The following is a 16,027-nucleotide window of genomic DNA, read 5'->3' as shown; positions in this document are numbered from 1 at the left end:
CGTTTCCTCCATTCTATCGTTACCTGGTCGCGGTGACTTCACTTGCTCCCGCTCCAGCTTTCACTACATAAAAACTGGCGTTCCTTCCTGTCGAGCTCTGGTAGGCACTTCCTACTTCCTGAATAAAAGACGGCACGGCGGTTTCAGCCACCAGATTCACTGTGCATCCACCGAATCCCGCACCCGTCATGCGCGCTCCAATTGTTCCATGATGCTCCCAGGCGGCATCGACTAGAGTATCAAGGGCATCGCCTGTCACCTCATAATCGACCCGCAGAGATTCATGGGACTCCTTCATCAACTGTCCGAACCCATAAATATCTCCGTTTTGCAGAAGCTCTGCCCCCCGACGTGTACGGTCATTTTCCGTCACCACATGACGGACACGTCTTGCTTCCTCATCGGATAACCTCGGCACCATCCTGGCAAAGTCGTCCGGCGTCAGCTCCCCCAGGGACGCAATCCCTTCAAGCTTCATAAGGGCATCCTCGCATGTCTTCCGCCGCTCATTATAAGCAGAACCTGCGAGCTCACGTCGTACATTCGAATTGGCAATCACGATGGAGATGCCTTCAAGGGGCAAAGGGATGTAGTCATACTTCAGGCTGCCGCAGTCTAAGAGGACGCCCCGATGTTCTTTCCCGAACCCGACGGCAAACTGATCCATGATTCCACAGTTCACCCCGATATACCGGTTCTCCACTTCCTGACTGATCAAGACCAGATCAAGCGTGGAGTGCCCTAGGCCGTACCACTCATCCACCAGGATCGCAGTGACAATCTCAATGGAGGCTGAAGAAGATAAGCCGGCACCATTGGGGATATTCCCCTGATAGTACAGATCCATCCCACGCGCTTCCCCTTGAAGGAGATGGTGAAAGATGCCCTTCGGGTAGTTCGCCCAGCCATCTTCCGGATCATATGCAAGGTGATAGACCGGCACTTCAATGATTCCCGCTTCAGGAAAGTTCTCGGAAAAAAGGCGGATCAAGTCGGTCCCATTTTCCCTGGCTGACACATAGGTACCCACACCGAGGGCGCAAGGCAGAACAAGACCGCCTGTATAATCCGTATGCTCACCAATCAGGTTCACCCTGCCAGGCGCGAAGAATGTACGGACACCCTCTTCCGTTCCTCCAAATACATCGGTCAGTTTCTTCATCGTGCATCCCCCACTTTTTCAAACTTCCAGATCGCCGATTGAAAATCTCCTGTCATTACGGTATTCTCGGTCCTCACAGTCCCGCTGAAGAACGGGGGAATCAGGAAGCCGACATTCATCAATTCATCTCCATAGTAGCGGGTCCCGCTTCCCTTCAGCTCATAAAGGCTATCGGGGTCAAGTCCCCGCATGCGCACGCGGATGAGAGAAGGATTCGGCTTCGCAAGTACCCTGTAAAAGGCAAGAATCGCTTCGTTGCCATCGGATACCATCCAGGCCGCATCACTTCCTTCAAACGGGCTTTTAAGGCGGTGGAACGAGCCGAATTGAATGAGCCTGCGATTGGCTTTGAAGAAGGTGACCTGCTCCCGTACCGCCGCTTTCTCCTCGTCGGTAAGAGCCGTTGCATCGAGCTCATAGCCGAAGGCGCCGAACATGGCCGCATGGAACCTCGTCTCGATCGGAGTCGAGCGCCCTGTCTGGTGGTTCGGTGAATTGGACACATGGGCCCCCATGGAAGAAAGGGGATAGACGAGCGATGTCCCCCATTGGATCTTCAATCGTTCCACAGCGTCAGTATTGTCACTCGTCCACGTCTGGGGCATGTAATGAAGCATCCCTGGATCGAACCGGTTGCCACCGCTTGCACAGGATTCAAACAGGATATGCTGGAACGCCTTCGTCAATCGTTCCAAAAGGGCGTACAACCCCAATACGTAGCGGTGGGCCACCTCTCCCTGGAGGTGTTCCCTGGAAGCGACTTCCGTCATATTCCGGTTCATATCCCATTTCACATACATGATATTCGCCGAGCTGAACACATCGCTGAGTACGCGATACAAATGCTCGACCACTTCATCCCGGGTAAGATCGAGGATGAACTGATTGCGCCCATGGGACAGAGGTCGATCCTCCACTCCAAGGACCCAATCGGGGTGTTCTTCATATAGGGAACTCTTCACTGAAATCATTTCAGGCTCCACCCAGATGCCAAAGCCTTGATCCGCCTGCATGGCTTCCCGCAACCCTTTCAATCCTTGCGGAAGTTTCCTCTTATCCGGCGTCCAGTCACCAAGGGAGGATGTATCATGATCCCGTCCTTCAAACCACCCGTCATCGAGGACGAACAGTTCAATACCGAGATCCGCTGCCTCCCCGGCAATGTCGAGGAGTTTATCCTGGTGGAAATCGAAATACGTCGCTTCCCAGTTATTGATCAGGACCGGACGCTCACGATCACGCCACTCCCCTCTCGCCAAACGGGAGCGATAGAGCTCATGGTACGAACCGCTCATTCCTCCAAGGCCCTGGTCTGAGTAGACCATGACCGCTTCCGGCGACTGCAGGCTCTCACCCTTTTCCAACCGCCACTCAAAACCGAACGGATTGATGCCGATCATGGCACGTGACACATCATGGGCATCGACTTCGACGCCACCAAAGAAGTTCCCGCTGTAGACGAGGCTGAACCCGTAGACCTCTCCTGCATCTTCCGTCGACGCTTTAGAGCAAAGGGCAAAGAACGGATTATGCTTGGAGCTTGATACACCCTTCTTGCTGTCGATGGACTGCAGCCCTTTCCTCAAGCCCGTCTTCTCCACATGTCCTTCCCGGATCCATGCCCCGTTCAAATGAAGGAAGTCATAGTCTTGATCCGGAAAATCAACAGACGCACTCAGTAGCCGCTCCACCGTGATGGGCTCTTCTCCCCGGTTCACAATCCGGGAGCTGCGGATCACGGTATCGCGTTCATGGAACACGGTATAGAGGAGCTCCAGCCCAACATCGGCCACCCCGTCATGCAAGGTTATGATAAGGGTCTCCGCTTCCTCATCGGAATGCGTATACACCCCCGGCAGACCCTCCAAGGAAGGCTTCCCTTTTTCGATTCTGTGAGATTGATAGACAAATCCGGACGTACGGCTACCGTTTGCATGCTTTACCACGACGGCGGGCTCACGGAAATCGGACGTTCCGTACACCGGGAATTCCTGTTTTAAGAACTCCAAGGAAAAGAGCTGATCCCCCTCATAAGGAAAACACATGTTTCCAAGGGGTTCTGACGGAAGCTGAAGCAGACGGGAGAAGTCATCCCGATGGCGGATTTTTTTCCCGTAATAGAGATGGCCGGGATGACCGTTTTTCAAGATGGTGAAGATATAGCTGACGTTCCTCCCCTGGAGGTGGAACTGGTTGGTTTCGTTATTGACAAAGATCGGCACTCAAATGGCCTCCTTTATTTCACCGCGCTGCCGAGCATGCCTGAAATGAACTGGCGCTGGAGGGCGAGGAAGAAGATGATGATCGGGATGGTAGCGATGGTGACACCCGACATGACCTGACCATAGTCGATCCTCGATAGACCGAATAGAGAGGACAGGGCAACCGGGAATGTGTACATTTCATTCGATGATAGTGCAATCAAAGGCCACAAGAAGCTGTTCCACTGATACAGGAACAAGAAGATCGCCGTTGCGGCAAGGGCGGGCTTCATGGACGGCATGACGATCCGGAAGAAGATCTTCCATTCACCTGATCCGTCGATACGCGCCGCCTCGATCAATGAATTCGGGAACGCCAGCATATTCTGCCTCATGAGGAAGATGGCGAATGGATACGCAAGGTTCGGCAGGATCAATGCCTGATACGTATCAAGCCAGCCGAAGTTCGCCATCATCTTGAAAAGCGGGATGATCGTCGCATGATACGGCACCATCATGGATAGCAAGAAGATGCCAAAGATGATATTCCGACCCCTGAAGCGGAACTTGGCAAATGCATAAGCGGCCATGGAACAAATCAGGAGGCTGAGGACGGTATAGATAATCGCCACGAACAAGGAGTTGAACATGACCCGTCCGATGTCGATTGCTTCATTCAGGTTTTTGACGTTTTCAACAAGCTTCGAACCGGGAATCAGGACGGGAGGCTTCGAGAACAGCTTCCCACTCTCGTTCGTCGCCCCGATGGCCGCCCAGTAGAACGGAAAGAGGGAAATCAAGGCACCGATGGCTAGGACAACATACATGGTGATTTTTTTACCGATGGATTTTCTCATTCTTGATCCCCCGTTACTTTAAATTGGATGAATGTCATGATGGCGATGAGCACCACGATGACGTAGGCAATCGTTGAGGCATAGCCGAAGTCGAAGTACCGGAAACCGGTTTGATACAAGTACATTCCGATTGTCAGCGTCGCATCACTCGGTCCGCCTTTCGTGAGCACGAACGGCTCATCGAATAACTGCAGGGTCCCTATCGTCGACAGGACGACGGTGAACAGGATGACCGGCTTCAGCTGCGGGATGGTGATGGAGAAGAACTGACGGACCTTCGATGCCCCGTCCATGCTCGCTGCTTCGTACATTTCTTCAGGGATGTTCTGTAGCCCTGCAAGATAAATGACCATATTGTACCCGACCCATCTCCACGTCATGGCGAGGATCAAGGAAGCCTTCGCCCAGAATGGATCGTTCAGCCACGGAATGGCATCAAGTCCGACGGCCGCCAGCACCTGATTGATGACCCCATCGTTCATGAGCATGATGGAGAAGATGATGGAATAGGCCACTAGCGAGGTGACCGCAGGCAGGAAGAATGTGACCCGGAAGAACCCCTTCATCCTGAGCAGTGCGGAATTAAGAATGGAAGATAAAATGAGGGCGAGCAGTACCATGATCGGTACCTGAATGATCAGGAGGATGAACGTATTCTTCAATGCTTTATGGAAGATTTCATCCGACATGAGCCGCTTGTAGTTATCAATGCCGACAAAGGCAAGATTCGCCCCCTGTCCCGATTGAAAACTCATGATCAGGGACGAGATGATCGGATACAGCATGAACACACTGAACAGCACAAGTGCCGGTGCGACAAATAAGTAGGGAATATAGGCTTTCGTCTTCATACATCAACCTTCTCTCTATGATTCAATAAAAAAAGAGAGAGACACGAGGTCCCGGAGTGATCCTGGCTCTATCTCTCTCATCATCGTGAATCGTCAGTTATTGATATCCCGCTTCGTACGGTCCTTCAATCGTTTGGCCGCATCTTCGAGGGCCTTATCTGCTTTGGTGCCATTGAACATATCAGCCTGTGCTTTGATCGCTTCATCCAGCGCCAGGGAATAATCCTTTGTATAGTACGCAGTCGGGATATCCTTCATCTCATCTGCGAACAATGACCAGATTTCCTGACCTCCGAAGAACTCGACGCCTTCAGTGAACACTTCAGAATCATAGGCTGTATTCAAGGAAGGGAACAGACCGTAATCTTCCATGGCCATGATCTGCGTATCGGTATCCGTGGAGAAGAACTCCATGAACTTGTAAGCAGCATCGGCATTTTTAGAGGAAGCAGGAATCATCCAGCCACCGCCGCCAAGGTTCGCTGCACGATTGCCACCTTCTTCAATGGCAGGAAGAGGGAACACACCCCAGTCGCCGCTTGTATCTTTCGCCTGATCGACAATCGTTCCGTAGTACCATGCACCGAATGGAATCGTTGCAACCGAGCCGTCAGCCGTGGCAGAAACCGTACCGTTCCATCCATCGACGTTCTTGATCAAGTCGGCATCTGCGAACTTCTTCTGAATTTCCATCGCCTTCACGGCTTTCGGATTTGTCAGGTCGATATTGCCTTTTTCATCAAAGTAGAATGTGCCCTGCTGATTCAGCATCATCCGGAATGTCGGATCATCCTTGAACATATCAAGCGGCATGGCAGCTACCCCTGTTTTATCCTTGATGATCTTACCTGCTTCAAGGAAGTCATCCCATGTCTCGATGTCTTCTGCTTTCACGCCCGCTTCTTCAAAAACGCTTCTGCGGTAGAACATTCCTGAAGGACCGGCATCGAATGGCATGGCGTAGTAATCGCCGTCTACTTGGGCAAGGTCATTCTTGAAGGATGGGAATTTATCTTCATGGTCCTTGAATCCTTTTTCGGAAAGGTTCACGAATCCATCCGGGAACGCTTCCACATATCCGTGGATCCGGTCATCTTCAACTAGCACGATGTCCGGCAGGCCGACACCGCCGGCTGCAAGACCGGTTGAGAGTTTGTCATATACGTCAAGGCGTCCGATATCCTCGACTTTCAATTTCACATCTGGATTTTCTTTTTCATACGTTTTGATGGCTTCGTTCAATGCCCCGACGTTCACGTTCCACGCCCAGGCTGTGAGGGTCACTTTGCCGTCTTTGTCTTTTCCATCTCCGCCGCTGCTATTGGAGCTGCATCCGGCAATGATCAGGGTCGCGATGATCCCCATCAATACGACTAACTTTTTCATCCTCTTCATCCCCTTTGTGTTTCGATATGTGTTAAAGGTTATTACTAAGCTGAAAAACTTATAGTAAGCGTTTACATCTTACTTTTGATTTTAGTAAACTATTTCAGGGAGGTCAAGAAATTTTTTACTAAAAATTTTAATAGTTTTTTACTTTGTGAAAATAGACCGTCGAGCAACCCAATATTTATGGAGGTTTTTAGTTTCGATTGCTGATATGGACGTTCCTTTCCGCTCCGGCGACTCGCTTTCCGGCGGGGAGGCAGTTGAGCCGCTTCGGCTGCGCCTCCAGGGTCTCAACCTTGCCTCTATTCCCGCAGGAGTCGAGTCACCTACGCTTCAATGCGCTCTTGGTTGGGTGGGGAAATAAATCTCTTATGTATTCGGTACAAGCCCTTGATTGATTAAAGATTAATAGAGGATGGAGATGTTTGGGGGAGGTTGATTCATTTTTAGCATCGAATGTAGTTGCGATTGCTGATATGGACGTTCCCTTCCGCTGCGGCGGCTCGCTTTCCGGCGGGAGGCAGTTGAGCCGCTTCGGCTGCGCCTCCAGGGTCTCAACCTTGCCTCTTTTCCCGCAGGAGTCGAGTCGCCTCCGCTTCAATGCACTCTTGGTTGGAATGGTGGTTAGCATTCTTTATGGGGAAAGACCTTTCGTGCGGATAGATTGTCCAAATAAAAAAAGTTTGAGAGATATTAACCTATTAATTTACTAAAATACATCTTAAGCATATAAAAAGAGAGAGTTGGCTGCGTACAGAATTACTAACCCTACCCCTATCCTTACCTCGTAGTTCAGCGGAACGGAACGCCCCCATCTCTTCTCCACTCTTTTAATTAAATTTAGGGGATGGTAAGGATGGAATCAGAATCACTCACCTTATCTTCACCAAAGAGTGTAGTGCAGCGGAGGCCGGCCGACTCCGTAGGGAATAGAGTGTGGGAGAGATCCCGCAGGCACGAGGAAGCTCGAACCACTCCCCTCGGAAAGCGGACGGCCGCAGCGGAACGGAACGGACACATCTCTTCACCACATTTTTCAATTAAAACAAGGCGTGGTGAACATGCGACCAGAATCACTCACCTTATCTTCACCAAAGAGTGCAGTGCAGCGGAGGCCGGCCGACTCCGTAGGGAATAGAGTGCGGGAGAGATCCCGCAGGTACGAGGAAGCTCGAACCACTCCCCTCGGAAAGCGGACGGCCGCAGCGAAACGGAACGGACACATCTTTCCACTCCCTCCATTTCTATTTCAATAAAGGATGCCCCGTAGATAAAACTACTCACCCTCTCTCTCCACCCCAAAACAAAAAGAGCCCTCAACCAAAGGGCTCTCTCCTCCATCAGTACAGCTTCCCCTGCCGATACAGCACGGTGGATAACTTCATCACAGAATGAATATAACAATTCTGCCGCAACGAGAACGGATCACCGAAGAACATCGGCAGCACCGTATCGAACGTATGCGTCATCTTTTCATACAGCATCTTGAATACTTCTTCCTCCGAATAAAACTGCGTCTCCCGCCCCTGCAGCCACTCGAAGTACGAGACGATCACCCCGCCGGCATTCGCCAAGATATCCGGGATGACGATGACGCCGCGGTCATTGAGAGAAGCGTCGGCCTCCGACTCAATCGGGGCATTCGCTCCTTCCACGATGATATTCGCCTTCACTTTTTCCACATTGTCCTTATGGATCTGGTCTTCCAGCGCGGCCAGGATCAGCGCATCCAGCTCGAGGTAGAGCACGTCGTCCCGGTCGTGGACCTCAGCTTTGACCTCTGCTTCCTCCAGGGCCACCTCTGTATCGGGCAGATCGCCGCGGTTCTTCTGGGCGTATTCGATGAGGCCCGGTATGTCGAGTCCGTCTTCATTGTAGAGCATCACATTCCGGTCACTGACGGCCACCACCTTGATGGACAGGTGGGTGGACTGATGAGCTTCGAGGGCAGCGACCGACCCCACATTCCCGAATCCCTGGACGGCCACCTTCAAGGGGCGGTCCTCTAGCTTCAAGAGATTTTTGGCGAATACGCCATCGTTTTTCGTCAGGAAGCTTTTCTTATCCTTCATGAAATCGTGGAGGAGGTACTTGAGTGAGAAGAACACTCCCTTTCCGGTTGCTTCCCTCCTGCCGAGGGAACCACCGTTCACGACGCTTTTGCCAGTGAAACTTCCCCTGTAGGGATGCCCGGGACGGATGCTCTTGTATTCCGCCATCATCCAGTCCATCTCCCGTTCCCCAGATCCCATGTCGGGCGCCGGGATGTCTTTGTCGGGACCGAGGATATCACTGAAGTATTGGACATACTTTTTGGAAATCAGATGAAGCTCCTTCTCGGAGTAGTCCCTCGGATCGAGGAGGATCCCCCCTTTCCCTCCGCCGAACGGCACGTCATGGAGGGCATTCTTCAAAGTCATGAGGGAAGCGAGGTTCTCCACTTCCTCCTCATTGACGGATTCATGGAAGCGGATCCCGCCTTTATAAGGACCGAGGGCATTGTTATGCTGTACCCGGAACGCCGGGATCCTTTCCACACGTCCATTTTCGAGGGCGATCCTCAAAAAGGACTTATGTATATGATTGGGGGTCGAAAGGATCGAAGTCAGCGAGCTGAACGCCTTCTTCCTCGATTCATCCTTCACCCCCGGTAAAAATGATTCATCTTCAAGCAGTGCATCCAATGATTTTTGAACGATCTTCCTTGTTTGACTGATCACCTAATCCCTCCCGTTATGTAAATGCTTTCTTTATCCCCTTCCCCTCCAGTATATGTTAAAAACATTTCCGGCTCAAAAAAAGAGCGCGCCATCACGGCACACTCTCCATTTAATCCTGGACCAGGAATTGATACGTCGTCTTCGCCCGATATTCTTCTCCCGCCCTGACCATAATCGATGGGAAATCGGAATAGTTCGGGGCATCGGGATAGCCTTGGGTTTCAAGGGCAATTCCCGGATGGCTGCTGGCCTTTCCACCTGCCAGCTGAGCACCTTCCAGTCCGGCACCCGTATAGACAATGACGGCAGGCTGATCCGTTTCAATGACCAGTTTCCTCCCAGAAGCGGGATGATGCAAAGAGATTTCTTCACTGAAGTGTCCTTCCAGAAGGAAAGGATGATCGATGTCGGTCCTGTTTTCCGAGATAGGCCCCTCAAACCGGAAGCCTCCTTGTGACAAGGGAAGGATAGCCCCCGTGGGAAGCTGTTCATCATCAAGCTCAAGATATCGCCGTGACTTAAGCTGCAGTTCATGATCGGTAACATCCAAGCGGGGATCCCCACTCAGGTTGAAATAGCTGTGATTGGTGAGATTGATCGGGGTATCTTGATCCGGGATGGCCGAATAGGAAAGGGTGAGTTCATCCTTGTCGGAAAGGGTGTAGGTAACCTGGATCATGACGCTTCCGGGGTAACCGCCTTCCCCGTCCTCACATGCGATCTCCAATGTCAACGAATCCTCCGTTACTTCTTTCATCGACCACACCTTTTGATTGAGGCCATTCCATCCTCCGTGTAGATGATTCTCCCCTTCATTGCGATCAAGCAGGACTTCGTGGCCCTCATACGAATACCGGGCAGCGGACAGGCGACCGGCCACCCGGCCAATCATTGCCCCGATACAATACTCATCACTTTGGTATCCTTCAAGGGAATCATAGGATAGCACGACATTTGCGAGATCCCCTACACGGTCCGGAATCATGATCGATGAGATGATGCCGCCATAGGTCAGGATGGATACCTTCAGACCCGTGGCATTTTCAAGCGTGTATTCGAATACCGCCTCTCCTTTGTGTACTCCAACTTCTTTCTTCATCATGCGTATCCCACCTTATTCAAATTGAGCCATGAACCGCCTGAATGCTTCCATCCCTTCCTCTGTCCGTTTGAATACCCCCGCATCTTCCAGCACCCGGGAGAACTTCTTACCCAGTTCATCCCTGACGATCGATGATGAAGTGTCTGGGGTAATCTCTTCACTGCGCTTTTCGCGGATCTCCCTCACCCATTCCCGGTGATGGACAGGAGCCTCTTCCACGTCTCCATGAAGGGCATTCTCCACCAGTGAGAGCTCTGTTTTCAGACGTGCCGGGAGGACGGCCAGCCCCATCACCTCGATCAGGCCGATGTTTTCTTTTTTGATATGGTGGACGTCTTCGTGGGGATGAAAGATGCCGAAGGGGTGCTCGTCACTTCTCCGATTGTTGCGGAGGACGAGATCAAGCTCATATCGCCCATCCCGCTTCCTGGCAATGGGAGTGATGGTATTATGAGGTTCTCCTTCTGTGGATGCGAAGACGCCTGCGGAAGGGTCACTATAAGCCCTCCATCCCTGCAGGATGTCATCTGCCGCATCGAGGAGCGGTCCCGCTTCATCTGCGCTCAGCCTCACGACCGACATGGGCCACTTTACAATGGCGGCACGGATGGACGGATGGGATGTCAGGGGACAAGTCACCTCTTCCCCGGCTCTTGCCATGGCAAATTCATAGCGTCCACCCTGGTAATGATCATGGGAAAGGATCGATCCTCCCACTATCGGCAAGTCGGCATTGGATCCCGCAAAATAATGCGGGAATTGCTCCACGAAATCCAGGAGCCTCCCAAAGCCCTCGCGGTTGATCTCCATCGGTCGGTGCTCCTCCGAGAGGATGATGCAATGCTCGTCATAATACACATACGGTGAATACTGTAGCATCCAGTCTTCTCCACCAAGACCGAGCCTGATCATGCGGTGATGCGCTCTTCCTGGATGATCCCATCTCCCTTTGTACCCTTCATTCTCTACACAGAGAAGGCACACGGGATAACGGTGATCGTACTTCGGCAGCAGCCGCTCCCTTGCGATTTGGGCAGGGTCCTTCTCCGGCTTCGACAGATTGATGGTGATGTCGAGTTCGCCGTAAAGGCTATCCACCTTGTAATGGACATTTTGGGCAATGCGTTTGGTCTGGATGTAATTGCTCAAGCGGCTCAGGTTATAGAAATAGTCCGTCGCCCGGATCGGATCTTCCGCGTAGAGGGTGCGGAATTGACCATTCACTTCAGACGGCTTCGGCATGAAGCAGTCCATCAGCTCGGCCGTCAGCACTTCTTCCTCTCCCCCCTCAATGATCCCGAGATTCAGGGCATCCAACGCAATGGCCGAAAGCAGATCAGGGATATCCATCTCCACATCCACTACACCTGCTTCTTCATAGGAATCCTGATCCAGGACGGCCAGGAGCCGGTTCCGGACGTATATCATATCTTCTTCCCTTATGAGTCCCGCTAAAAACCCCTTGTGAACAAGGGAATGGAGCAGGCGATTGATCCTCATGAAAGATCAGCACCTTTCTGATCGTTGTATCCACGGGGATGGCCCTTATGCCATTCCCATGCGTCTGAGATGATTCGTTCGATGGTCGTCCTCGTTGGCGTCCACCCAAGTATAGACCGCGCTTTATCAGATGAAGCAATCAGCCTTGCAGGATCCCCCTTCCGTCTTGGAGCAATCTTCTCCTGAATCTGTTGTCCCGTCACCTGCCTGGACGTTTCGATGATCTCCTTGACGGAAAATCCCTGACTGCTCCCGAGGTTGAAAATTCCGCTCTCCTTGCCTTCTTGTAGGTAATTGATCGCAAGAAGATGGGCATCGATGAGATCTTCGACATGCACATAATCCCTGATGCATGTGCCATCGGGAGTGTCATAATCGTTCCCGAAAATCGAGATGCTCTCCCGCTGCCCGAGGGCCGTCTTTAATACGAGAGGGATCAAATGCGTCTCGGGTTCATGATCCTCCCCGATCGAACCACCTGCTCCCGCTACATTGAAGTAGCGCAGGGAAACATAGCGGATTCCGTACGCTTCATCACACCAGCGCATGAGTTTTTCCATGGCCAGCTTCGTTTCGCCATACGGATTTGTCGGTCGCTCCGGCATATCCTCTGTGATCGGCACTTGCTCGGGCTCACCGTACGTTGCAGCCGTCGACGAGAACACAATATGCTTCACGTCCGCCTCCTTCATCACATCCAGGACGACCCGAGTACCGGACACGTTATTATCCCAGTATTTCAGGGGTTCGGACACGGATTCTCCTACCAGTGAAGACGCAGCGAAATGAATGACCGCCTCTACATCTTCCTGTTCAAACACCGATGTCAAAAACGGCTGATCCCTTATATCCCCCTCATAGAATCTCGCTTTCTCGTTTATCGCCTCGCGATGACCCGTTACGAGGTTATCCACGACTGCCGTGTCATATCCTCTTTCCACCAATGCCTGAACGGCATGGGACCCGACGTACCCCGCTCCTCCCAGTACCAAGATGCTCATACGATCACCCTTCCTTTCCATTCTTTGGCGCCATCTGCGCTTTCCGCTGTGAAAAATGATGCCTCATATCCTATCACTCTCTTGTATTCATCACTTACCGACGAGACAAATGCCTGCACATGGGCATTCTCTACGAGGGCAATGGCACACCCACCGAACCCAGCACCTGTCATCCTGGCCCCGAGTACACCCGGTTGTCTCCATGCAGCCTCTACAAGGACATCCAGCTCACGCCCCGTCACATCGTAGTCTTCTTTAAGGGAGACATGGGATGCATTCATCAGCTCTCCGAACTCCCCTAACCGATGCTGGTTCAACAGATGGAATGCCTTCACCGTGCGGACATTTTCAGACACTGCATGCCTGGCCCTTTTTTTCAGGACGGCATCCGGTATGGCCTGCTCATACTTCTCGAACTCAGCAAGGCTCAAATCCCCGAGTGTCTCGATCCCGACAACACGCTGCAGGTAAGACAATGCCTTTTCACACTCCAACCGGCGTTCATTATATTTGGATGAAGCAAGCTCCCGGCGCTTATTCGTATTCATGATGACGAGGCTGTGCCCATCAAAGGGCAATGGAGCATATTCATGTTCAAGGGACCGGACATCCAGAAGGATCCCGTAGCCTTCCTTTCCCATGCCGATGGCAAACTGATCCATGATTCCACTGTTCACACCGATAAAGTCGTTCTCCGTCTTCATCCCCAGCTGCACCAACCGGATCCGGTCCGCATCGAGGTGAAACAACTCCTGCAAAGCCACTCCCGTCACGAGCTCAAGGGATGCTGAAGACGAAAGCCCCGCCCCGTTGGGCAAATTCCCGTAGAATAAGAGATCGATCCCCGATTCCAATTGATGCCCATCCTGTACAAGGGACGCCATCATCCCTTTTGGATAATTGGCCCATCCATCGCTTTTGACGTAATTGAGGTCATCAACGGAAAACGTAATGATCCCTTCTTCTGCAAAGTTCAAAGAATGGACCCTGACCAGCCGGTCTTCCCGTTTCTTAACTGCCACATATGTCCCGAGACTGATGGCACAAGGAAACACATGCCCTCCGTTATAATCCGTATGTTCACCTATTAAATTGACCCGGCCCGGAGCAAAGAACATCCGGTCTGCATCCGACCCAAACACACGGTGAAAATCGTTCAGTAATTCCACCCTGATCCCCCGCTTTCACGCACAATAGAAATCGCTTTCATTTGTATCATAAAGGAAGTCGGGTAAAAGCGTCAATTTATTTTAGTAAAACTTTTACTAAACGAGTCTTTCGAACGATGAAGGCAAATGGGGGGGGAATGTAGAGGATAGAGTCATATGGAATCTGGAACACCCCTCCTATTCAAACTAAAAACAGAGCCTGGGACAACCGAGTTTTAGTCATAGTAAAACCCGAATTCACTTGCCTGCGATAAGGCATGTGAATTCGGGTTTTTAATTTTGTATCATTTTAAGAAAATTCCCGATCCAGGGCCGAGGGGCAGGCCGAGATAATACCAAAGGACAAAGAATAACATCCATGAGATGGCGAAGAAGATCGTATACGGTAGCATCACCGATATGAGTGAGCCGAGTCCAAGGTTCTTATCGTATTTCTTCGCCAAGGCGAGCAGGATGGCAAAGTAGGCGAACATCGGCGTGATCGGGTTCGTGATGGAATCGCCGATCCGATAGGCAAGCTGCGTCATGGCAGGGTCGAAGCCGAGGATCATGAACATCGGGACGAATACAGGTCCGAGGATGGCCCATTTCGCCGAAGCGCTTCCGATGAAAAGATTGAGGAAGGCCGTGATGACGATGAATCCGAGGATGAGGGGCAGCCCTTCAAGTCCAAGGCCTTCCAGGACACCAGCTCCTTTGATGGCAAGGATGACACCTAGATTGCTCCAGTTGAAGTAGGTGATGAACTGTGCCGAGAAGAAGGCGAGGACGATATACATCCCCATGGTTCCCATGGAGGTGGCCATCGCCTGCGCCACATCCTTATCGTTGCGCAGTTCTTTCGTGATGAAGCCGTAGACCACTGCCGGAAGGAGGAACAAGCCCATGATCAGTGGTACGAGGGAGTTCATGAACGGAGAAATGATGATGGAACCATTCTCCCCCCTGAGGGCACCGTTTTCCGGCACGATCGTCCAGGCGACGAGGGCGAGGAACAGAAGCGTTGTGACTCCTGCCCACTTTAAGCCCCTGGTCTCAAGGGCCGACAGCTTGTCCATTTTCATCTGAGGACCTGTGTAAGCAGGCAGGCGCGGTTCGACAATTCTTTCCGTCACCCAAACGGCAACAGGAATGATGATGATGCAGGAAGCCATGAGGAAGTACCAGTTCATAGCGGGATTTGCGACAAAATCCTTGTCGATGATGTGAGCCGATGACTCCGTGAAGCCTGCCAAAAGGGCGTCAAGCATGTTGACGATGAGATTGGCACTGAATCCCCCTGCCACTGAAGCATACGCAGCCACCATTCCGGCGATCGGGTGCCGTCCGACGCTCGCAAACACCATGGCAGCAATCGGAGGAAGGACGATGAATCCGGCGTCCCCCGCTATATTGGCAAGTATTCCCGAGAAGACTATACTGATGGTGATCAGTTTAGGCGAGGTGGAGTACACGACTTTTTTCAGAAGCGCTGAAATAAGCCCGACTCCTTCTGCGACACCCACCCCGATCATGGTGACAAGCACCACCCCGAGTGGCGGGAAATCGGCAAAGTTTTTGACCATATTGGTCATCATCCGCTGCAGCCCTTCTGCCGAAAGGAGACTGACCACGGTGACTTCTTCGCCGGTGGACGGATGGATGGCCTTCCACCCTGCTGCAGAGCCTATGTACGATACGATAATGACAATGAAGGCGAAAATGATAAATAAGGTGACGGGGTCGGGGAGCTTATTCCCCGTTTTCTCCACAATGTCCAACATTTTACCAAACCAGTTCTTTTTTGTCCTGTCCATCACTTGATTCGTCTTTCGAACCGATTCCATCTGATCACTCCTGTTGTTTTCTGAAAATTTGTATTATGACCGATTATATAGGAGTGAATCAAAAATGCCATGTGATATCTCACAAAATAGAAGCTCAATTTTTGTGAAATTATACAAATTTTCAGATTTAATCGGTTACATTCGGTATTTTTCCAAAATCATCCCACAACCCTTGAAATCTTTGATATGATTTTACCTATTATTCAAACTATTTATACTATTATTCACTACATATTGAAAAGGGGTTTT

11 protein-coding genes are annotated in these 16,027 nt (G+C 51.5%); all 11 read right to left on the bottom strand.

Translation table 11 applies throughout. The features are described 5' to 3' along the window. Positions 1 to 19: 19 nt before the first annotated feature. Positions 20 to 1,162, bottom strand: coding sequence for a galactokinase (locus ABJ225_RS20765; protein WP_347321516.1), 1,143 nt, complete (start codon positions 1,160 to 1,162; stop codon positions 20 to 22). Continuing rightward, positions 1,159 to 3,384 carry an alpha-galactosidase gene (locus ABJ225_RS20760; protein ID WP_347321515.1) on the bottom strand — a complete coding sequence of 742 codons (2,226 nt, stop codon included), beginning with the start codon at positions 3,382 to 3,384 and terminating at the stop codon, positions 1,159 to 1,161. Before ABJ225_RS20760 ends, ABJ225_RS20765 begins: the two co-directional genes overlap by 4 nt. Positions 3,385 to 3,398: 14 nt before the next feature. After that, positions 3,399 to 4,220, bottom strand: a complete 822-nt coding sequence (locus ABJ225_RS20755) for a carbohydrate ABC transporter permease (protein ID WP_079515442.1) — start codon at positions 4,218 to 4,220, stop codon at positions 3,399 to 3,401. Beyond that, complete coding sequence (locus ABJ225_RS20750; protein WP_048006566.1) at positions 4,217 to 5,071, bottom strand: carbohydrate ABC transporter permease; 855 nt, start codon at positions 5,069 to 5,071, stop codon at positions 4,217 to 4,219. The genes ABJ225_RS20755 and ABJ225_RS20750 overlap by 4 nt, the downstream gene beginning before the upstream one ends. A gap of 93 nt (positions 5,072 to 5,164) precedes the next feature. Next, complete coding sequence (locus ABJ225_RS20745) at positions 5,165 to 6,457, bottom strand: ABC transporter substrate-binding protein (RefSeq protein WP_235563697.1); 1,293 nt, start codon at positions 6,455 to 6,457, stop codon at positions 5,165 to 5,167. A 1,343-nt stretch (positions 6,458 to 7,800) separates the two neighbouring features. Continuing rightward, the gene (locus ABJ225_RS20740) at positions 7,801 to 9,180 is read right to left on the bottom strand and encodes a Glu/Leu/Phe/Val family dehydrogenase (RefSeq protein WP_056540109.1); all 1,380 of its coding nucleotides are present in this window, start codon (positions 9,178 to 9,180) and stop codon (positions 7,801 to 7,803) included. 109 nt (positions 9,181 to 9,289) lie between these two features. Then, complete coding sequence (locus ABJ225_RS20735) at positions 9,290 to 10,282, bottom strand: aldose epimerase family protein (RefSeq protein WP_347321514.1); 993 nt, start codon at positions 10,280 to 10,282, stop codon at positions 9,290 to 9,292. 12 nt (positions 10,283 to 10,294) lie between these two features. After that, a complete protein-coding gene (locus ABJ225_RS20730) occupies positions 10,295 to 11,782 on the bottom strand; it encodes a UDP-glucose--hexose-1-phosphate uridylyltransferase (protein WP_347321513.1) in 1,488 nt (495 codons plus the stop codon). Then, a complete protein-coding gene (galE, locus tag ABJ225_RS20725) occupies positions 11,779 to 12,783 on the bottom strand; it encodes a UDP-glucose 4-epimerase GalE (RefSeq protein ID WP_347321512.1) in 1,005 nt (334 codons plus the stop codon). Before galE ends, ABJ225_RS20730 begins: the two co-directional genes overlap by 4 nt. Beyond that, positions 12,780 to 13,958, bottom strand: a complete 1,179-nt coding sequence (locus tag ABJ225_RS20720; RefSeq protein ID WP_481900644.1) for a galactokinase — start codon at positions 13,956 to 13,958, stop codon at positions 12,780 to 12,782. Before ABJ225_RS20720 ends, galE begins: the two co-directional genes overlap by 4 nt. Before the next feature lie 278 nt (positions 13,959 to 14,236). Further along, positions 14,237 to 15,778, bottom strand: coding sequence for an AbgT family transporter (locus tag ABJ225_RS20715; protein WP_347321510.1), 1,542 nt, complete (start codon positions 15,776 to 15,778; stop codon positions 14,237 to 14,239). Positions 15,779 to 16,027 lie beyond the last annotated feature (249 nt).

Source organism: Rossellomorea sp. RS05 (assembly GCF_039822645.1).
Lineage (GTDB): Bacteria > Bacillota > Bacilli > Bacillales > Bacillaceae_B > Rossellomorea > Rossellomorea marisflavi_B.
The sequence above is the reverse complement of the archived record's forward strand: the minus strand, read 5'-3'. Positions and strand labels throughout refer to the sequence as shown.

Coding starts and splice junctions, on each gene's coding strand:
- ABJ225_RS20765 (WP_347321516.1), bottom strand. CDS start 1,162: ATGAAGAAACTGACCGATGTATTTGGAGGAACGGAAGAGGGTGTCCGT.
- ABJ225_RS20755 (WP_079515442.1), bottom strand. CDS start 4,220: ATGAGAAAATCCATCGGTAAAAAAATCACCATGTATGTTGTCCTAGCC.
- ABJ225_RS20750 (WP_048006566.1), bottom strand. CDS start 5,071: ATGAAGACGAAAGCCTATATTCCCTACTTATTTGTCGCACCGGCACTT.
- ABJ225_RS20745 (WP_235563697.1), bottom strand. CDS start 6,457: ATGAAAAAGTTAGTCGTATTGATGGGGATCATCGCGACCCTGATCATT.
- ABJ225_RS20735 (WP_347321514.1), bottom strand. CDS start 10,282: ATGATGAAGAAAGAAGTTGGAGTACACAAAGGAGAGGCGGTATTCGAA.
- ABJ225_RS20730 (WP_347321513.1), bottom strand. CDS start 11,782: ATGAGGATCAATCGCCTGCTCCATTCCCTTGTTCACAAGGGGTTTTTA.
- galE (WP_347321512.1), bottom strand. CDS start 12,783: ATGAGCATCTTGGTACTGGGAGGAGCGGGGTACGTCGGGTCCCATGCC.
- ABJ225_RS20715 (WP_347321510.1), bottom strand. CDS start 15,778: ATGGAATCGGTTCGAAAGACGAATCAAGTGATGGACAGGACAAAAAAG.